Source organism: Microbacterium sp. 1154 (assembly GCF_031455375.1).
Classification (GTDB): domain Bacteria; phylum Actinomycetota; class Actinomycetes; order Actinomycetales; family Microbacteriaceae; genus Microbacterium.
Map to the genome: position 1 here is coordinate 41,269 of NZ_JAVDSN010000006.1, position 19,222 is coordinate 60,490.

Sequence of the window (19,222 nt, forward strand, 5' to 3'; positions counted from 1 at the left end):
CGTGTGAGGGGATCGATCGCAACGGGGGAGGATGCCGCGAGCGTGCGGCCTGGGGAGGAAGAGCCGATGACGCGGCGTGTCGCTGATTACCGCGAAACTCGGGCCCGCTGCGCACGATCCCGCACTGCCCGGCTTAGTCTGACAGGTGTGTGGCGAGCTGAGGACGGTGCCGTGATGGGCGCTGACGGAGACGAGACGGTGTCGTCCGTCGATCCCGGCGAGCTGCGATTGTCGGAACCCGGCATCGTGGTTCGCCACGTGGCCGACCCCGAACGCGATCGAATCCGCGCCGAGGCGGCGGCCCTCGGCGGCCGCTCGACCCTGCTGCGTTTCGACGATGCGCGCGACGCGGGCATCGACATCACCAAGGCCCACCCCGGCTCGCTGCCGCAGTTCATCACGGGCCGCGCGACCATGCTCTCCAATCTGTTCCGTGACGAGGTCGCCCTGCGCACCGCGCGCATGGCCGCCGAGCGGATCACGGCCAAGAACGTCGAACTCCGCACCGCCCGGGGTCTCGAGCCGGTGCACCTCGCCGTGGGGCTGTCGGCCTGGAAGATCGGGGGAGTGGAGTGGTCCGCCCCCGTCCTGCTCCGCCCGCTCGCCATCCGCCGTCACCACGGCGACTTCGAACTCAAGTTGCACGGCGCGTTCGTGATGAACCCCGAGCTCGCCCGCGCGTTCCGCACGCATCTCGGCATCCAGATCGACTCCGCCGCGCTGGCGGGCCTCGCCTACGACCAGGGCGTGTTCAAACCGCAGCCGGTCATCGACCACATCCGCCGTCTCACCTCGCACGTGCCGACCTTCGTCGTGCACCCCCGTCTGGTGATCTCGTCGTTCGCCGACGTCGGCTCGGGCATGGCCCGCGACACCCACGACCTCGATCACACGCTGCTGAACGCTCTCGCCGGCCACCCCGACGATCGCGCGCGCATCACGGTCCGCCGCGACGACCCGCAGGTGATCAGCCCCGACGAGCGCACCCCCGCCGCCGACACCCTCCTCCTCGATGCCGATGCCGAGCAGGAGCGCGTCCTCGCCCGTATCGCCGCCGGCCAGTCGCTCGCCGTGCACACGCTCCCCGGTACGGGCGGCACGCAGACCGTGATCAACGCGATCGGTCAGCTCGTCCACGACAACAAGCGCGTACTGGTGGTGAGCGCTCGTCGCTCGACCCTCGACGGCATCCGTCACCGTCTCGCCGGAGTCGGTCTCACCGGACTGGCCGTCTCGCCGAACCACGTCCGCCGCGACCTCATCCGCGCGATCGGCCGCAATGAGAAGGCCGAGCAGCCCAAGGTCGCCGAGATCGACGACGCGCTCGTGCGCCTGCGGACGGTCCTGCGCGACTATCGCTCCGCGGTGACCGAACCGCACCTCGCCCTGGGCGTCTCGGCGCTCGACATCCTCCGTGCGCTGACCTCGTTGGCATCCACCTCTCCGGCTCCCTCGACCGAGGCCCGCTTCGATCTGGCGACCCTCGAGCGTCTGGCCGGACGACGGGATGCCGCGGCCCGTGCCCTCGCGATGGCGGCGCGCCTCGGCGAGTTCCGTTTCGGTCCCGACGACTCGCCCTGGTACGGCGTCAGCTTCTCGCGCACCGAAGACGCCCGAGCGGCGCACGACCTCGCCGGCAAGCTCCACACCAGCGATGTCCCTCGCCTGCTCGAGCGCGGCTACGAGCTCATCGCCCAGACGCGCATGCGCCCGTTCCAGACGGTGTCGGAATTGGGCTCGTACCTCAAGCTCCTGCAGGGCATCCGCGAGTCCCTCGACCGTTTCAGCCCGAGCGTCTTCGAGCGCCCCCTCGGCGAACTGATCGACGCCCACTCGCCGCGCCGCGACGCCTCCGCGATGAGCGGGCCGAACCGTCGCCGCCTCAAGCGTCTGTCGAAGGAGTACGTGCGCCCGGGTGTGCACGTGCCCGACATGTACGAGGCGCTCGTGCGGATCCAGCAGCAGCGCACGGAGTGGCAGCGCGTGGTCGAGGCCGGCGTGACGCCCGAGGTCCCTCTGGGTCTCGCCGACGTGAACATCGCGTGGCAGCGCACCGACGCCCTCCTCGGCGAGCTCGATCAGATCCTCCGTCGCCAGGGTTCGGAGCGTCTGTCCACGCTCCCCGTGCAGCGCCTCGTGCGCACGCTCGCGGGTCTGGCCGCCGAGTCGACCTTCTTCGACAACCTCGTCGAGCGCGCGCAGCTGCGTTCCGAGCTCGCTCGTCTCGGTCTCGAGCAGTTGCTCGTCGAGCTCTCGGTGCGCCACGTTCCCGAGGAGCGCGTCGGCGCCGAGCTCGAGTTCGCGTGGTGGCAGTCGGCGCTCGAGCACCTGCTCCGCACCGATCGAGCCCTGCTCGGGGCGAACACGAGCGTCGTCGACCGTCTCGAACGCGACTTCCGCCTCGTCGACGAGGCGCACGCCGCGGCCGCCGGCCCCCTGCTCGCCGCACAGCTCGCGACGCAGTGGCGTATCGGCATCGTCGATCATTCCGACGAAGCGGCCGCTCTCAAGCGCGTGCTGAAGGACGGCCTGCACACCGCGCAGGAGATGTCGGATGCCGCCCCCACGCTGTTGCGTACGCTCGCACCGGTGTGGCTCGCGTCTCCCTACGAGGTGCCCGACGTCCCGACCGATCTCGCCTTCGACGTCGTCATCATCGCGGACGCCGCTGCACTCTGCCTCGCCGAAGCGGCCCCGGCCCTGCGCCGTGCCCGCCAGGTGGTGCTGTTCGGCGACCCGGTGGTGCAGAAGCCCACGCCTTTCCGGGTCAGCGCGTCCATCATCGGCGCCCCCGACGAGGTCGACGAGGTGCCGTTCGATGGCACGTCGGTGTTCGAGCGCGTCGCCGAGCTGCTGCCTGTCGAAACCCTCACGCGGAGCTACCGCGCGGGAGGCGAAGACCTCTCGCAGCTGGTGAACGACGCCTTCTACGGGGGAGAGATCGTCTCGCTCCCGTGGGCCGGTTCATACCTCGGCCGCGGCAGCCTCAGCGTCGACTACGTCGAGGGCGGTGTCGGCGCCCCCGACCCCGTGAGCGGCGCCGTCGAGAGTCCCGACGCCGAGGTCGCCCGCGTGGTGACCCTCGTCGTGGAGCACGCCGTCAACCGCGCCTCCGAATCGCTCATGGTCGTCACCGCGAGCCGTAAGCACGCCGAGCGCGTGCGTGCCTCGGTCGTGGCGGCGCTGGCCGGCCGGTCCGACGTCGCCGACTTCATCTCGCGGGATGCCGCGGAGCCCTTCGCCGTGCTCACCCTCGAGGAGTCGGTGGCCGAGAGCCGCGACCGCGTGGTGTTCTCGCTCGGCTTCGGTCTCACGCGCCACGGCCGCGTGCTGAGCGACTTCGGCGACCTGTCGACGCCCGACGGCGAGCGACTGCTCACCGTCGGCATGACGCGCGCGCGCCGCTCGATGGTCATCGTGTCGTCGATCCGCCCCTCGGCGTTCGACGACGGTCGCCTCGAACACGGTGCGGCCACGCTCATGGGGATTCTCGGCAACGTCGCCTCGCGCAGTCGCGAGACGCGTCTCGAAGACCTCGCCGACCCGTTGACCCGCGCCCTGGCGCGCGAGCTGCGGCGACTCGGTGTCGAGGTCGACGTCGACTACCGCGGTCTGCTGCCCATCGTGGCCCGCTACCAGGGCAAGGCCGTCGTGGCCGAGAGCGATCCCGAGACGATCGGGGAGTCCCTTCGCGAGACCCTCCGCCTCCGGCCGCAGATCCTCCGCCGCCTGGGGTGGCACTACGTGCGCGTGCACGCCTTCGATCTGTACAGCGACCCCGCGGGAGTGGCATCCCGCATCGGTGAGCTGCTGGGTATAGCCCCCGACGACGCGGCCGCACCCGATGCGACCACTGAGTCGCTCGATCTTCCCGACTGAGCGGACGATGAGCGAGTCACCGGATGCCACCGGGCGAGACGCTCCGGGCGCGGCGGCGTCCGGTACCGAACGGCAACCCGTGGTCCGGGTCCGCGGTGCGCGCCGCGCACGTCTGCTCGCGGCCCCGGGCACCACGGCCGAGCCGGCCCCCGCCGACGACCCCGTGCGTGGCACCGGCCCTCGGCCCACGGCATCCGGCCCCAATGACGAGCGCATGATGCGCGACGTCCCCCCGCACTACTGAGCCGCACGGGTTCTGACAGCGCGAAACGGCGCCCGTTCCGGGACTTAGGTCCCGCGGACGCCGTCTCGAGAGCGGACGTGGGGCTCAGAGTTTGTTTTGCCGCTCCAGCAGGTCGCGGATCTGAACGAGCAGTTCCTGTTCGGTCGGGAGCTTGGGCTCGTCCGCGGCGGGCTGGTTGACACCCGCGCGCGCGGCGGCGATGGCCTTCCACCGGTTCATCGGGTAGACGAACACGAGGTAGACGACGATTGCGACCGCGAAGAAGCTGATGATCGCCGAAAGCAGGGCGGGAAGCGGGAACACGACCTCCTGCCCGTAGATTCCGGTGATCGACGGGCCGACCTCGCCGTTCTCGGCGGGCTTGTAGAACACCGAGATCAGCGGGGTGATCACCGAACTGACGATGGCATTCACGACCGCGGTGAATGCAGCTCCGATGACCACCGCGACGGCGAGGTCGATCACGTTGCCTCGGAGAATGAATTCCTTGAATCCCTTGATCATGCGCTGGTTCCTCTCAAGCCGCGCCGACCCGGGCTCAGGAAGCCGAGGGCGAGGCGGACGACGTCGATTCCGACTTCGATGATGTCGAAGAAGCGGATGAGCCGCCACCGCTTGCGCCCGACGACGAACTGCGCGAGTCGGTGCGATAGAAGCCCGAACCGTTGAAGGTCACACCGATCGACCCGTAGTGCTTGCGTACCTCGCCGCCGCATTCGGGGCACTCGGTGAGCGCGGCATCCGAGAACGACTGCACGGCATCGAAACGGTGGCCGCACTGCTTGCAGGCATAGGAGTAGGTGGGCATGAGCGTCCTTCGGGTGTTCAGGAGGTGTGGGCGACGAGCGGCAGCGTACGCGTGGGGGTGACCACACCCGTCACGGGCTGGTCGTGCACGTCGCGCGGCACGTCGTCGATGAGTTCGGTGTCGAAGATGACCGCGTACACCGGGGGGCACTTCTCCATCGAGCCGAGGGTCTTGTCGAAGTAGCCGCGCCCCCAGCCGAGGCGCATGCCCTGGTGATCCACGGCGGCCGCCGGGATGATCAGCAGGTCGACGTCGTTGACCGCGATCGGTCCCAGGACGTCTCCGACCGGCTCGGGGACGCCGAACAACCCCTCGGTGATCTCGGTGTCGGCGGTGGCGACGCTCCAGTCGAGAAGACCGTCTTCGCGGGTGATCGGAAGGAGCACCCGGATGCCGCGATCCACGGCCGCGCGCACGAAGGCGTGGGTGCCGGGCTCGGTGGGCGTCGACAGGAAGCACGAGATGCTGCGGGCTCCGAGACGCGCGACGAGGGCGTCGAGTTGCTCTGTGACGCCGGCCTCGGCCACCTCGCGCGCGTGCGCCGAGATGGTCTGGCGGCGTTCGCGCAGATCGGCGCGCAGTGCGCGCTTGGCCTGCTCGATACGATCCGGCATGCGATAAGTCTAGGGGCGGGCGCGTTGCCGCCGGTGGCGCAGGACACCGCTAGGGTATGCCCATGCCTCACAAGCCCTTCAAAGCCGTCATTCCGGCCGCCGGACTCGGCACGCGCTTCCTTCCTGCCACGAAGGCGATGCCCAAAGAAATGCTGCCGGTCGTCGACAAACCGGCCATTCAGTACGTCGTCGAAGAAGCGACGGGCGCCGGCATTGAAGACGTGCTCATCATCATCGGCCGCAACAAGAACAACATCGCGAACCACTTCGACTCCATGCCCGAGCTCGAGGCGAAGCTGCGCGAGAAGGGCGACGACGACAAGCTCGCCAAGGTCGAGCACTCGTCCGACCTCGCCGACATCCACATGGTCCGCCAGGGCGAGCCCAAGGGCCTCGGCCACGCTGTGCTGCGCGCCCGCAGCCACGTGGGTGACCACCCCTTCGCCGTCCTGCTGGGCGACGACCTCATCGACGAGCGCGACCCGCTGCTCACCAAGATGATGGAGGAGTACGACAAGCGTGGCAGCGCCACCGTCATCGCGCTGATGGAGGTCGACCCCGCCCACATCCACCTCTACGGTGTGGCGGCGGTCGAGGCGACCGACGAAGAAGACGTGGTCAAGGTCACGCAGCTCGTCGAGAAGCCCAAGGCCGAAGACGCCCCCTCGAACCTCGCGATCATCGGTCGCTACGTGCTCGGCCCCGACGTCTTCGACATCCTCGAGCGCACCGAGCCGGGCAAGGGCGGCGAGATCCAGCTGACCGACGCTCTCGAAGAGCTCGCGAACGGTGGCGGCGACGGCGGCGGCGTCTACGGCGTCGTGTTCCGCGGGCGCCGTTACGACACGGGCGACCGCGTCGACTACATCAAGGCGATCGTGCAGCTCGCGGCCGACCGCGACGACCTCGGTCCCGCCCTCCGCCCGTGGTTCAAGGAGTTCGCGCAGGGTCTCTGACCCCGCAGGATGCCATGGATCTGTCCGTCCCGCGGCGGCACGGCGACGTGTCGATCCGTCTCATCCGCAACCGCGATGCGCGCGTCCTCCAGCAGCAGCTGATCGACAACCGCTCGTGGTTGAAGCGGTGGGAGGCGACCAGTCCCGACGGCCCCGTGTCGTTCGACATGCGCCTCGGCATCCGTCGTCTTCTGCAGCAGTACCGTGACGGCGTCGGCGTCCCCTTCGTGATGGCGTGGGACGACGACGTCGCCGGGCAGCTGAACGTGTGGGGTGTCTCGCGGGGGTCGCTGGCGTCGGCGACCATCGGCTACTGGGTGGCGGAGGAGTTCGCCGGCCGCAACATCACGACGATCGGCGTCGCCATGGCGACCGACGTGTGCTTCACCGAGCTGAACCTGCACCGCGTCGAGATCTGCATCCGACCCGAGAACCACGCGAGCCTGCGCGTGGTCGAGAAGCTCGGGTTCCGCTACGAGGGACTGCGGCGCAAGTACATCCACATCGACGGCGACTGGCGCGACCACTACGCCTTCGCCCTGGTGCGCGAAGAGGTGCCGTACGGCGTCCTCGACCGGTTCGTGCGGGGCCAGGTGCCGCCCGACGCGGCGCGCGTTCCCCCGGCCGACCGGCTCTGAACGACCTCTCTTCCGTCCTTCTCGCTCCCTCGGCGAAAGTCTCGTCACGACACGCCGGGGGATGCCGAGGTGTGATCTCCCGGTGACCTACCTTTATGGCATGGGTGGGCAGGTTCTCAGCGGCGGCGTGATCTTCTTCGTCGCGGTCGCGCTCTGGCTCGTGTACCTGCTCCCGTCGTGGCAGAGCCGTCATCGCTTCACCTCCGCCGAGCGCAACGCGGTGCGCCTCAATCAGGCCCTCCGCGTGCTCGCCGAGACCGCCGAGACGCCCCGTGAGGTCCGTCTCGAACTGACGACTCGTACCGCGTACCAGCAGCAGAAGCTCGCCCGACAGATTCAGGCCGAGAAAGCGCAGACCGAGCTGGCCGCAGCGAAGGCCCGACTCGAGGTCGCTCGCCTCGAGAGCGCCCGCGACCGCGATGTCGTGAAGGAGCAGCGCGCGGCCGCCGTCGACCTCGCTCGCGCCGAGCGCGCCGCCGCCGTCGAGGTCGCCCGCGCCGAACGCGCCGCGGCCCTCGAGAAGACCCGCGCAGAGCAGGCCGCCGCCGTCGAGCGCGCGCACGCCGAGCGTGCCGCCGCCATCGCCCGGCCCGAGGCGCGTCGCGCGCGCGCCCGCCGCCGCTTCCGTCTCGGCGTCACCACCGTCGCTCTTGCCGGCCTCGCTTCTGCCCTCGCCGGTCTCGGACCGGTGATCGCCGGGGGAGCGCCCGCGCTGCTCATTGCCGGGTCGGTCGTGGTTCTGGCATCCCTCATCGTTCTGCGCCGCATCTCGGTCGTCGCGGCGCGCACGGCGTCGCCGACCGTGGTCGCGGCCGCGGTGACGCGCACCGTCGCCGCCGAGGTGCAGGACGTCGCGCTGGTGCCCGAGCCGCGCCCCACCTGGACGCCGCGCGAGCTGCCGCGTCCGCTGGTCGCGTCGGCAGGCTCTCGCGCCGCCGCCGTGGTCGACGAGCAGATCGCCCGCGAGGCACTGCGCGCCGCCGCTCGCGAAGAGGCCGCTCGCGAGCTCGCCGCCGAGCAGGCGCCCACCCCGATCGAGACGGCTCGTCCGGCCGCTGTCGCCCCCGCTCCGTCGCCGTACGCCGCCATGGGGTACGTGGACGACTCCGAGATCCAGGACCACGTGCAGCGGCTGCTGACGCGTCGCGCGTCGGGGGAGTAACCGCTTCGCTGTGACCCCTGTGTGCCCCGTGCCTGGGGGTCGCCTTCTCCGGCTCTGGCGGCAATCCGTCGGCATACGTCTCGCGGTATACGACGGATGCCAGGTGCCCACCCCGCGTCAAGGTGGGCGCGTGCGACGTGATAGTGTTGACGAGGTTTCCGGGCCTGTGGCGCAGTTGGTAGCGCGCCTCGTTCGCATCGAGGAGGTCAGGGGTTCGAATCCCCTCAGGTCCACCACAGAAAGCCCCCGCGTTGGCGGGGGCTTTCGTCGTCTCCTGAGACGCGACGTGCTCGGGCTGAGCGCAGCAGAGTCGGATGCGCGCAGCGGAATCGGACGAACCGAGCCCAGGCATCCGACTTTGGTGCGATTCTCCGATTCTCGAGCGAATGGATGTCCGGACCCGCCTCCGCTGCTCACGGTGATCAGTCACCCTCGCCCCCGTCACGAGGGGGGAGTCCGCGCCGAGACCGGCGCACGGCATCCCGCCTCAGGCGCCCTTGAAGGTCCGCAGCTGCGCGAGCAGCCTCGGCCCGCTCGCGTCGAAGCGCGTGCCGCCGATGAGCACCCCGCCCGCGAAGACCACCGCGCCCCACACGAGTCCGATCGCGAGCGACACCCACCCGGCGCCCGTCACTCCCGCGAAGATCGCGAGGACGGCCGCGATGACGGCGGGCAGCGCCAGGACGGCGACGAGGGCCCAGCAGAGGAAGAACGCCAGGAACATCGTGAACGTGGAGCCGGGCACTCGCTTGAAGGGCGAATCGCCGGGGGCGGGCGTCGGCACCACGAGGAGGGCCGAGCTGACGGCGCTCACACCGAGCCCCACGAGCGTGAGTCCCATCGAGCCGCCGACGACGGCGGGAAGGAGCTGCCATTTGCCGGCGATCGCCAGTGTCACCACGTCGGCCAGCAGCACGAGCGGCACGCTCACGGTCGCCGAGCCCAGCATTCTGCCGAGGCGATCGGCGCGCCCCCGGATGCCGGTCTGCAGCACCGTGGCGAAGGCGGTGCCGTCGTACGAGACGTCGGTGTAGGCCAGGATGCCGGCGAAGAACCCCACCAGCAGGCCCGAGGCGGCGAAGAACGGCCCGTCGATGTCGCCGCGCGAGTAGACCAGCACGAGGACGGGAGCGAAGGGGATCAGCAGCAGCTGACGCAGGTAGCGGAAGTCGCGCGTCCACGAGGTGAGCGAGCGCGCCCAAGTGGCGCCGACGGGGTTCGACGGCATGACGCCGAACCAGCCGAGCGACCCGGATCGGCGACGGGTGGCCGTGCGGGCGGGAGGACCGACGACGGATGCCGACAGGCTCCGCCGCCAGAGCCACCACAGCACCGCGAGGGTGACGACGGCGATCACGAGCTTCAGCACCCCCGTGATCCAGGCGCCCGCGGCGAGGTCTCCGGGCACCGCCCACGCGGCGGCAATCGGCGTCCACGACAGACCCGTGACGAGGGCCTGCAGCTGCAGCCCCTGCTCGCTCGCCGAGACCAGAGCGCCGGTGATGCCGATGAAGATCGGGCTCGCGAAGATGACGAGGACGAAGCCGACGAGGCCGATGATCTCGCGGGTGCGGCGGCCCCCGCCGATGCCGGCGGCGAGGGCGGCCACCGCGCGCGAGGCGACGACGCAGATCACGACGCCGAGGGGCACGCACACGAGCGCGGCGACGGCCGCGACCGGGTACCGCGCCCACACCAGGAACACGGCGAGCGAACCGATCGCGGTCGTGATGCCCGGCACCCCCGTGAGCCCTCCCGCGGTGATGGCGACCATCATCTGCCGCGTCGTCATCGGGAACGGCGCGAGCTTGGCGGGGTCGAGCGTCGTGTCGAGCCCCGCGGCGAAGATCGGGCCCACGACCCACCCGAGGGTGAGCAGCGCCCCCGCGGCCGTGACCACGGACCGAGCGATGTCGAGGTCGAGCGTGCCGACGAAGAAGAGGCCGACGCCCGCGAGCAGCAGCATCCACAGCGCGCCGATGACACCGAAGATGAAGCCGACCATCTGCAGGGGGCTCCGCACCAGGGTGTTGCCCAGGACGCGGAACCGGATCCTCAGGACTGTCGCAACCACTGCGGCCCCTCCGCGTGGTGACGGCCGCCCACCAGCTCGACGAAGCGGTCCTGCAACGTCTGGGTGCCGCGCACCTGATCGACGGTCCCGGATGCCAGCAATCGGCCCTGCGCGATCACCGCGACGTGGTCGCACATGCGCTGCACGAGGTCCATCGAGTGGCTCGAGACGATGACCGTGCCGCCCGAGGCGGTGTAGCCGCGGAGGATGTCCTCGATGTTGGCGGCCGAGACGGGGTCGACCGATTCGAACGGCTCGTCGAGAACGAGCAGTCGCGGGGCGTGCACGAGGGCGCAGGCGAGGGCGACCTTCTTGGTCATGCCCGCGGAGTAGTCGATGACGGGGGTGCCGGCCGCTTCCGTCAGATCCATGATGCGCAGCAGGTCGGCGGTGCGCGCGCCCACCTCGTCGCGTGAAAGCCCGAACATCATGCCCGTGTACGTCACGAGCTGCTCTCCGGTGAGCCGGTCGAAGAGGCGCACGCCGTCGGCGAGGTTGCCGATGAGTCTCTTCGCCTCGACCGGGTGGGTCCAGACGTCCACTCCGTGGATGCGGGCGGTGCCGGCATCCGGTCTCAACAGTCCCGTCGCCATCGACAGCGTCGTGGTCTTGCCCGCGCCGTTCGGCCCGACCAGGCCGTAGAACGATCCGGTGGGGACGGTGAGGTCGAGACCGGCCACCGCGACCTTCTGCCCGAAGTGCTTCGCCAGACCCGCCAGCTGCATCGCCGGAAGCGAGTCGCTCGAGGCGGGCGGTGCGACCGCCTGGGGCAGAGCGGACGGCTGCGGGGCGTCACGAGGAATGTCGGTCACGTCCCGAACCTATCGGCGGTCGCCGGGGCATTCCCAGCCCCGCCGCGGAACTCTTCGTTCTCAGTACCGGATGGCGTCGATGACCTTCACCCGCACGGCGACGAGGGCGGGAAGAAGCCCCGCTATCGCTCCGACCGCGGTCGCCGCCACGAGGCCGGTGATCGCCGCGTCGACGGGGAACGGGGGGAAGTCGCTCACCATGCCCTGCCCGATGACCTCGCGCATCGCGGGGGACTGCACGACGAGGATCGACACGATCACCCCGACCGCTCCGGCCACGACCGTCGCCACCACGCTCTCCATCATCACGGCGAAGAACACCCGGCCCGCCGTGGCGCCGAAACTGCGACGGATGCCGATCTCGCGCACGCGCTGCTTCACGGTGACCAGAGCAATGTTGACCAACCCCAGGGCGCCGAGCAGCAGCACCAGCACGGCGATGCCGGTGACGACCAGCTTCGTCACGAGGAACGGATCGTTCCCGTACGTCGCCCAGTCGTTGCGCGCGACATCGACGGACACGTTGTCGCCCAGGGCCGCCGCGAGGTCGCGTTTGACGACCGCCGTCAGCGCGTCGGAGATCTCGGGCGGCACCCACATCTCGTACTGCGTCTGAGGCGCCCCCTGCCCATACGGATCGGTGGCCGCGGCTCCCGCGCCGCGCTCGCCGGTGGCGGCGTCCTGCATCGCGCTGAGGTGATCCGCGAGCATGAACATCGTCGGCTGGGTCTCCCACGTCGACGCGGGAACCACGCCCACGACGACGGCTGTCGTGCCTCCCGCGGGGATCCCCGACGCCGCGTTCGGCACGCCCTGTCCGCCGAGCGCCACCACCGGGTTGCTCGAGAGGGGCGGATTCCCCATCCGGTCCCAGAACACGCTGTTGACGATGAGGCGCGGGGCGAGCTGCTGGGCATCGAGAGGGGTGAACCACCCGCCCTCGGCCATCTGCACCCGGTGCATCTCGCCGTAGGGCTGGTCGACCGCCTGCGTCATGACCTGCACGGCCCCGTCGGGGAACGGCACCAGCTGCGACACGTTCTGCACGCGGGTGGCGAAAGACACCTGGTACCTGTCGAGGACATCGGTCCAGGCGGCATCCACCGTCTTCGCATCGAGGGTCCCGCCGTCGGTGCGGTAGGCCGAGACGAGCAGAGTCGCGGGTCGGCCGGACGAACGCTCGCTGAGTTCCTGATTGGCCTGCTGCACGATGGCGCCGAGCGCGACCACCGTGGTGAGGGAGCACACGGCGACGGCGACCCCCACGAGCGAGAGGAGGACCCGGGTGCGGTGAACCCGGACCTCTTGCCAGGCCTCGAGCAGTGAGCCGACGAGAGCGGTCAAGGCGCGCATCAGGCGTCGCTCCGTTCGGCGTCGTCGATTCCCAGCTCAGCCAGGATGCCGGTGGGCTCCTGCTCCGGCGGCGCCGCCTCGCGGCGGTCGCGACGCGTGATCGGCTCGAGCGTCGGGTCGTCCACGGCCGTGAGGACCCCGCGATCGAGGCGGAAATGACGGCGGGCGCGGCGGGCGATCGTGGGGTCGTGCGTGATGATCACCTGGGCGGCCCCGGTGCGCTCGGCGACGTCGTCGATGAGTTCCATGACGCTCTGGCCCGTGTCGAGGTCGAGGGCGCCGGTCGGTTCGTCGGCGAGGATGAGCCGAGGGCCGCGGACGAGGGAGCGGGCGATCGCCACGCGCTGCTGCTCACCGCCCGACAGGCGGTCGGGCAGGCTGCTCATCCGGTGCTCGAGACCCACGAGGGCGAGCATCTCGGCGGCGATACTCCTGCGTCGCCAGAAGGTGCGTCCCGTGGCGTACAGCAGGGGCATGGTGACGTTCTCGAGCGCCGTGCGCCCGGGCAGCAGGTTGAACTGCTGGAAGACGAAGCCGATCGCCGCGCCGCGCAGCCGGTCGCGCTGGGCCGCGGAGTACTCCTTCACGGGGCGGTCGTCGAAGGTGATCTCCCCGCTCGTGGGCTTATCGAGCAGGCCGAGCATGTTCAGCAGGGTCGACTTCCCCGACCCCGAGCGCCCGACGATGGAGACGTGGTCGCCGGGCTCGATCACGAGCTCCACACCGTTCAGAATCGTCAGGGCGGGCTGGTCCTGCGGGAGCACCGTCCGGGTGACCTCGCGAAGAGCGAGCAGGCTCACGAGGCCGCGGCCGGATCGCAGAACATGGAGCCGTCGGGGTACACGGTGCACCCCTCGTCGACCGTCGCCATCGCCCCGGGCGCGAACTCGAGGATCTCTTCGCCCTCGGCCAGGCCGTCGGTGATCTGCACCTGCGTGCCGTCGGTGAGACCGAGGGCGACCGCGCGCTCGGCGGTGGTGCCGTCGGGGCTCGACACCCACACGGTGCCGCTCTGCGCCGCACCGCGGACGGCGGTGGTCGGGACGAGGAGGACGCCCTCGGCGCGACCGCCGGCGAGGGTCATCTCGGCCGCGAGGCCCGAGAAGACGGTGACGTCGCCCGGAACCGTGCAGGTCGCCGTCGTACCGGATGCGGTGGTCCCGGCGCCGCTCGTGCCCGCGCCGCCGCCGGTCGCGGGGGAGTCTCCGCCGGTGCTGCCGGCCAGGGGCGTCGTGATGCGGAGGTTGGTGCAGGTGAAGGCGGCGGGGCCGCCCGTGATCGTGACCGAGGCCTCGGTCGGCCGGTTCAGCAGACGGTACTGCTGCGCCGGCTCGAGGGTGCCGCTCACCGAGAACGTCGGCGGGGCCACGGCGCCGGCGGTGGCTCCGATCGTGACGTCCTGCCCCGCGATCACCGCGAGCGAGCTCAGTGTTCCCGCCGCGGGCGCCGTGACGTCGACGTAGCGGAAGATCACCGGCTTCGGCTTGCCCTCGGCATCCACGCTGTCGGCGGGATCGCGCTCGATCGGCACCTTGACGTTGAAGACGATGTCGCCCTCGGCGACGCTCGCACCCTCGGCGACGAAGATCTTGTTCACGGTTCCGGCCGCCGTCGACTTCATCGGCAGGGCCGCATCGGCGGTCACCGTCGCCTTGATGACCACGTCGTTCGTGATGGTGCCGAGGGTGGCGACCGTGCGCGGCTCCACGATCGCGCCGGTGGGTTGCGCCGGCGCCGCATCGGCCGGCCGATCCGGGAAGAACGCCAGCTTGATCAGCGCCGCCGCCACGAGGGCGACCAGAAGAATGCGCAGAATCGGAAAGACCCACGTGCGTGCGATCCCCATGAAACCCCCCGGAACAGAATCGTCGTCGAACGTCCTCACCCTAGGGGGTGGGGTGTATCGCCGAGATATCGTCCGGGCGCAGTTCAGTGTGGGTCTGCGGCGTTGAGCTGTCGCACCGTCTCGGCGTAGCGCCCCTCGGCTTCGGCCCGGCGCAGGAACGCGAGACGCTCCACCTGCACTTCGGTCACGTCGGGCTGATCGCGCAGGATCGACATGACCTCATCCGCGAATTCATCCAAATTCATGGCGAACGAGCTCTCGCGCTGCCCGGGCAGCAGGTCGGTGGCGACCGACGGCGGTTCCAGTTCGAGCACCGAGACGCTCGTCCCCTCGAGCTGCAGTCGGAGCGACTCGCTGAAGAGGTGGATCGCGGCCTTCGTCGCGTTGTAGGTGGGGGTCGCGCGCAGCGGCACGAACGCCAGACCCGACGAGACGGTCATGATCGTGGCATCCGGTCGGCTCTGCAGGTGGGGGAGCAGGTGCGCGATGAGCCGCAGAGGGCCGAGCACGTTGGTGACGACGGTCTCTTCCGCGGATGCCAGAACCGCGGCGCCCGCGGTCCAGTCCTCGACGCGCATGATCCCCGCCATCGCGATGACGACGTTCAGGTCGGGGTAGCGGCGAACGACCTCCGCGCTCGCCGCGCGGATCGACTCGGCGTCGGCGGTGTCGATGAGCACGGTGTCGAACCCACCCGCGGCTGCGACCTCGTCGAGACGCTCCCGGCGTCGGCCGCCGACGATGACGGTGTTGCCGGCGTCGCGGAGTCGTTCGGCCAGGGCCAGGCCGATCCCGCTCGTGGCGCCGGGGAGGAAGACGGTGTTGCCGGTGATGTCCATGAGCCCAGTCTCGGACGCCGCGTGCGCGATGACCAGGGCGTGGCCATCGGGGGATCGCCGGTACCTGGATAACGACGGATGCCACGACCCCGAGCGTTCTGAGAACGACGGAGACGTGGCATCCGGTGCCTGCTCTCTTACTCCTTCGGCGGCGAGACCACGTTCGGCTTCGTCCCCTCGAGCGGAGCGCCCGTGCCGACGCGGGCGTGGCTGCGCGAGTAGGCGAAGTAGATCGCGAAGCCGAGAGCCAACCAGATGAGGAACCGCAGCCATGTCTCCACCGAGAGGTTGAGCATGAGGTAGGTGCAGATGAGCGCCGAGAGGATCGGCAGCACGGGGCTCCACGGCACGCGGAAGCCGCGTTTGAGGTCGGGGCGCTTGCGGCGCAGCACGATCACGCCGATCGAGACGAGAACGAACGCGGAGAGGGTTCCGATGTTGACCATCTCTTCCAGCACGCCGATGGGCGTGACGCCGGCCACGATCGCGACGATCACGGTGACGAGGATCGAGATGACCCACGGGGTGCGGAAACGCGGGTGCACCTTCGCGAGCGCCCCGGGGAGCAGGCGGTCGCGCGACATCGCGAAGATGATGCGGGTCGCCCCGATCATCAGCGTCAGCACCACGGTCGTCAGACCGGCGACCGCGCCCGCGGCGATGACCGTCGCCATCCACGTCTGACCGTGGAACGCGAAGGCGTTCGCGAGGGCCGCCGAGGGGTTCAGCTCGGAGTAGGGCACCATGCCGGTGACGACGATCGCCACGGCGCAGTAGAGGATCGTGCAGATGATCAGCGAGGCGATGATGCCGATCGGCAGATCGCGCTGGGGGCGCTTGGTCTCTTCCGCCGTCGTCGCCACGACGTCGAAGCCGATGTAGGCGAAGAACACCAGGGCCGCACCGGCCAGGATTCCCCCCACGCCGAAAGTGGCGGGCTGCAAGCCCGAGAGGAATTGCAGGAGGGGCTGCGTGAGGCCCGACGCCGATTCGGTCGGCACGGATGCCGGCACGAAGGGGCTGTAGTTGGCCGGATTGATGAACAGGATGCCGGCGATGATGACGAACAGCACGATGAAGAGCTTCACCGCCACGAGCACGAGGTTCACCCGCAGGGACTCCTTGATGCCGAGGGTCATGAGCCCGCCGAGCACCAGGACGAGCAGGATCGCCGGCAGGTCCACGACCCCGCCGTACGAGACCTCGGGTGGGAGGATGATTCCGAGCTGCTGTAGGAAGGTGCCGAGATACGCGCTCCATCCCTGTGCCACGACGCTCGCGCCGAGGAACATCTCGAGGATGAGATCCCACCCGATGATCCACGCGAACAATTCGCCCAGGGAGGCGTACGAGAACGTGTAGGCCGACCCGGAAACGGGCACCGTCGAGGCGAACTCGGCGTAACACATGGCCGCGAGACCGCAGGCGATCGCGGCGATGATGAAGCTGATGACCACGGCGGGGCCGGCGACGTCATGGGCCGCGCGACCGGTCAGGGTGAAGATGCCCGCGCCGATCACGACGCCGACGCCGAAGACGGTCAGATCGACGGCGCTCAGGGATTTCTTGAGGCGGAACTCCGGCTCATCGGTATCGGCGATGGACTGCTCCACCGACTTGGTACGGAAAAGGCTCACGCGACGCTTCCTCTGTCTCGAGTGATGTCCTGGGAGCGAACACCACCCGTGGAGGATAGTCCCCCGATGGGCACCCTGCCTATCCGATCGACGGGCTGGACGGCGCCACTTTTATCAGAGATGACTTATGCGGGAAATTCATCGAATGCGGGTGTAAGGTTTTTCGTATTATGGCTATGAAGCACATCACGCACCTCGTCGACGACCTCGACGGCTCCGTTCTCGAAGACGGACAGGGAAAGCAGATCACCTTCTCCGTCGAAGGTCGCGCTTACGAGATCGACCTCTCCGACCGCAATGCGGACAAGTTCTACTCGGCCATTGCGCCGTTCGTGGACGCGGCCCGTTCGGTGTCCCGCGGTAATTCGTCCGCGCGTCGGCCCCGCGCCGCCGCTCGCCGCTCGAACGACGTCGATCTCGGCGCCGTACGCGAATGGGCTCGCGCGAACGGACACACCGTGAGCGACCGTGGCCGAGTTCCCGCGACGATTCTCGACGCGTACGCCGAGGCGAATTCCTGACTTTCGGTCCCTATCCTCTCGGCCGGGTGCGCAGGCACCGGCCGAGAGGATTTCGGTGTGTCCGCCCCGTCGTCGGTGGCGTGCGGATGGCGCGGAGAAACGCGGATCGCGTCCTCTGGCGCCGGGGCCGGTGAAAGCGGGTGCGTCGACGGGTGAATTCCGCCCGCTTTGCCCGGAATGCACCCGGTCGGCGGCATATGGTCACGGCATGGCGAAAAAGCACATCACGCAGACGATCGACGATCTCGACGGATCGGTCATCGAAGACGGAACGACCCTGACCTTCTCTTTGGAGGGCCGTTCCTACGAAATTGATCTGTCTGTCGACAACGCCGAGAAGCTCCGCGATGCCTTTCGGCCGTTCATTTCCGCGGCTCGGGTGATCGGGTCTGCTCCGACGATCCCTCGCCGCACCCCGCGGGGGCGCGCCATTCCCACCCGCGATCTGATCGACGTGCGCGCGTGGGCGCAGAAGAATGGCTACCCGATCAATGATCGGGGCCGCATTTCCGGCACTGTTCTCGCGGCCTACGACGCCGCGCACTGACCTTTCCCACAACAAAGAACCGGATGCCCCGATCGGTGGCATCCGGTTCTTTTTCTTTCTCGCGGTGAGCTAGACGAGCGCGGTGCGCCCCGCGCCCGCGGCGAGTCGCTCGGCGGCGAGCCCCTCCGCGGCGGCGAGCGGGGTCACGCCGCGGCTCGCGGCTTCGTCGAAGACGCGGCGAACGGTGTCGCCGATCCCGGCGACCCGGCCCATGATGTCGTCGAGGCTGCCGCGCTCCTTGGCCACCAGGTCGAGGTAGATGACCCCTCCGGCGTTGACCACGAAGTCGGGCGCGTAGAGGATGCCGCGGGCGGCGAGCCGATCGGCGCCGGAGCGGTCGGCCAGCGGGTTGTTCGCGGGGCCGCACACGGCGCGGGCGTCGAGGGCGTCGATCACGTCGTCGGTGAGGACACCGCCGATACCGGCGGGGACGAAGACGTCGGCGGGGATGAGGTGCGCCTCGCTCGGCTCGACCCAGGACGCGCCGAGCTCGGCGGCGAGGGCACGCTTGGCGGGGTTCACGTCGGTGACGGTCAGGACGGCGCTCTCGGCGGCCAGACGCTCGGCGAGGCGCCCGCCGACCTGCCCGAGACCGGCGATCGTGACGCGCCGACCCGCGACGTCACCCGTGCCGACGGCGCGCTCGAGGGTCGCGACGAGGGAGGCGTAGACGCCGAGGCTCGTCGGACCGGCGGGCTCGCCCGAGCCGCCTACGGTGTCGGGCAGGCCCACGACGTGCGGGGTGCGCTCGCTGACGACGAGCATGTCGTCGGTCGTCGAGCCCACGTCTTCGGCGGTGCGGTACAGGCCGCCGAGGCTGTCGACGGCGTCGCCGAGGTCGAGGAAGGCGGCTCGTCGCCGGTCGGCGTCGAGCACGGTCCCCTCGGGGAGGCCGATGACGGACTTCCCGCCTCCCGCGTCGAGACCGGCCGCGGCGTTCTTCAGCGTCATCGCCGCCGAGAGACGGAGAGCGTCGCCGAGCGCGTCGGTCCATGAGGGGTAGGTCCACAGGCGCGCACCGCCGAGAGCGGGGCCGAGGACGGAGGAGTGCAGAGCCACGGCGACGAGCAGACCGCTGCGTCGCCCCGTGATCACCTCCACGCGTTCGTGCGTGAAATCGGGCAGGGGCAGAGCGTTGGTCATCGCGTTCCTTGTCGTCGGCCGCCTTGTGGGCAGCGCTTCTCGGAGGCCGCGGCGTTGCGGCATCCGGAGTCCATTCTGACGGCTCGCTCCATGCTGCGCGAGCGAGGGCGCGGCGTGCCGGCAGGAAGCGCGGGAACCGCGCGATCCGG

At 69.9% G+C, this 19,222-nt stretch carries 18 protein-coding genes and 1 tRNA gene; 8 read left to right on the forward strand and 11 right to left on the reverse strand.

What is annotated here, in order from left to right; all coding sequences use genetic code 11:
• Window positions 1-174 precede the first annotated feature (174 nt).
• Window positions 175-3,879: an AAA family ATPase gene (locus J2X55_RS15580; protein WP_115920990.1), complete on the forward strand. Its 3,705-nt coding sequence runs from the start codon at window positions 175-177 to the stop codon at window positions 3,877-3,879.
• 7 nt (window positions 3,880-3,886) lie between these two features.
• Entirely contained in the window at window positions 3,887-4,123 is a 237-nt protein-coding gene (locus J2X55_RS15585; RefSeq protein ID WP_309824520.1) for a hypothetical protein, read from the forward strand.
• 84 nt (window positions 4,124-4,207) lie between these two features.
• Here the strand turns inward: J2X55_RS15585 and mscL are convergent, their stop codons facing one another.
• Genes mscL through J2X55_RS15600 form a run of 3 tightly spaced genes read right to left on the reverse strand, consistent with a single transcriptional unit; the run spans window position 4,208 to window position 5,545 of the window.
• Entirely contained in the window at window positions 4,208-4,627 is a 420-nt protein-coding gene (gene mscL, locus J2X55_RS15590) for a large conductance mechanosensitive channel protein MscL (protein WP_115920986.1), read from the reverse strand.
• 34 nt (window positions 4,628-4,661) lie between these two features.
• A complete protein-coding gene (locus J2X55_RS15595; RefSeq protein WP_115920984.1) occupies window positions 4,662-4,931 on the reverse strand; it encodes an FmdB family zinc ribbon protein in 270 nt (89 codons plus the stop codon).
• A gap of 17 nt (window positions 4,932-4,948) precedes the next feature.
• Entirely contained in the window at window positions 4,949-5,545 is a 597-nt protein-coding gene (locus tag J2X55_RS15600; RefSeq protein WP_115920982.1) for a 5-formyltetrahydrofolate cyclo-ligase, read from the reverse strand.
• 62 nt (window positions 5,546-5,607) lie between these two features.
• Between J2X55_RS15600 and galU the strand changes: the two genes are divergently transcribed.
• The 4 genes from galU to J2X55_RS15620 all read left to right on the forward strand — a co-directional run bounded on the left by galU (window position 5,608) and on the right by J2X55_RS15620 (window position 8,537).
• Window positions 5,608-6,501 carry a UTP--glucose-1-phosphate uridylyltransferase GalU gene (gene galU, locus J2X55_RS15605; protein ID WP_309824523.1) on the forward strand — a complete coding sequence of 298 codons (894 nt, stop codon included), beginning with the start codon at window positions 5,608-5,610 and terminating at the stop codon, window positions 6,499-6,501.
• 14 nt (window positions 6,502-6,515) lie between these two features.
• Window positions 6,516-7,139, forward strand: coding sequence for a GNAT family N-acetyltransferase (locus J2X55_RS15610; protein ID WP_115920980.1), 624 nt, complete (start codon window positions 6,516-6,518; stop codon window positions 7,137-7,139).
• Window positions 7,140-7,239: 100 nt separating this feature from the next.
• Window positions 7,240-8,301: a large exoprotein gene (locus tag J2X55_RS15615; protein WP_309824525.1), complete on the forward strand. Its 1,062-nt coding sequence runs from the start codon at window positions 7,240-7,242 to the stop codon at window positions 8,299-8,301.
• Window positions 8,302-8,461: 160 nt separating this feature from the next.
• Window positions 8,462-8,537: transfer RNA gene (locus tag J2X55_RS15620), tRNA-Ala, on the forward strand.
• A 251-nt stretch (window positions 8,538-8,788) separates the two neighbouring features.
• Here the strand turns inward: J2X55_RS15620 and J2X55_RS15625 are convergent.
• From J2X55_RS15625 to J2X55_RS15655, 7 genes are all read right to left on the reverse strand, one after another.
• Entirely contained in the window at window positions 8,789-10,375 is a 1,587-nt protein-coding gene (locus J2X55_RS15625; protein ID WP_309824526.1) for a hypothetical protein, read from the reverse strand.
• Window positions 10,357-11,100: an ABC transporter ATP-binding protein gene (locus J2X55_RS15630; protein WP_115921075.1), complete on the reverse strand. Its 744-nt coding sequence runs from the start codon at window positions 11,098-11,100 to the stop codon at window positions 10,357-10,359. The genes J2X55_RS15625 and J2X55_RS15630 overlap by 19 nt, the downstream gene beginning before the upstream one ends.
• Window positions 11,101-11,247: 147 nt before the next feature.
• Window positions 11,248-12,540, reverse strand: coding sequence for an ABC transporter permease (locus J2X55_RS15635; RefSeq protein ID WP_309824527.1), 1,293 nt, complete (start codon window positions 12,538-12,540; stop codon window positions 11,248-11,250).
• The gene (locus tag J2X55_RS15640; RefSeq protein WP_309824528.1) at window positions 12,540-13,340 is read right to left on the reverse strand and encodes an ABC transporter ATP-binding protein; all 801 of its coding nucleotides are present in this window, start codon (window positions 13,338-13,340) and stop codon (window positions 12,540-12,542) included. The genes J2X55_RS15635 and J2X55_RS15640 overlap by 1 nt, the downstream gene beginning before the upstream one ends.
• Window positions 13,337-14,386: a hypothetical protein gene (locus tag J2X55_RS15645; RefSeq protein ID WP_309824530.1), complete on the reverse strand. Its 1,050-nt coding sequence runs from the start codon at window positions 14,384-14,386 to the stop codon at window positions 13,337-13,339. Before J2X55_RS15645 ends, J2X55_RS15640 begins: the two co-directional genes overlap by 4 nt.
• Before the next feature lie 83 nt (window positions 14,387-14,469).
• Window positions 14,470-15,225, reverse strand: coding sequence for an SDR family NAD(P)-dependent oxidoreductase (locus J2X55_RS15650; RefSeq protein ID WP_309824532.1), 756 nt, complete (start codon window positions 15,223-15,225; stop codon window positions 14,470-14,472).
• 137 nt (window positions 15,226-15,362) lie between these two features.
• The gene (locus J2X55_RS15655) at window positions 15,363-16,862 is read right to left on the reverse strand and encodes an amino acid permease (protein ID WP_115920965.1); all 1,500 of its coding nucleotides are present in this window, start codon (window positions 16,860-16,862) and stop codon (window positions 15,363-15,365) included.
• Window positions 16,863-17,038: 176 nt separating this feature from the next.
• Between J2X55_RS15655 and J2X55_RS15660 the strand changes: the two genes are divergently transcribed.
• Both J2X55_RS15660 and J2X55_RS15665 read left to right on the forward strand, forming a co-directional pair.
• A complete protein-coding gene (locus J2X55_RS15660; protein WP_309824534.1) occupies window positions 17,039-17,383 on the forward strand; it encodes an Lsr2 family protein in 345 nt (114 codons plus the stop codon).
• 130 nt (window positions 17,384-17,513) lie between these two features.
• Window positions 17,514-17,930: an Lsr2 family protein gene (locus J2X55_RS15665; protein ID WP_309824536.1), complete on the forward strand. Its 417-nt coding sequence runs from the start codon at window positions 17,514-17,516 to the stop codon at window positions 17,928-17,930.
• 69 nt (window positions 17,931-17,999) lie between these two features.
• Here the strand turns inward: J2X55_RS15665 and J2X55_RS15670 are convergent, their stop codons facing one another.
• Entirely contained in the window at window positions 18,000-19,073 is a 1,074-nt protein-coding gene (locus J2X55_RS15670; RefSeq protein WP_115920959.1) for a Glu/Leu/Phe/Val dehydrogenase family protein, read from the reverse strand.
• Window positions 19,074-19,222 lie beyond the last annotated feature (149 nt).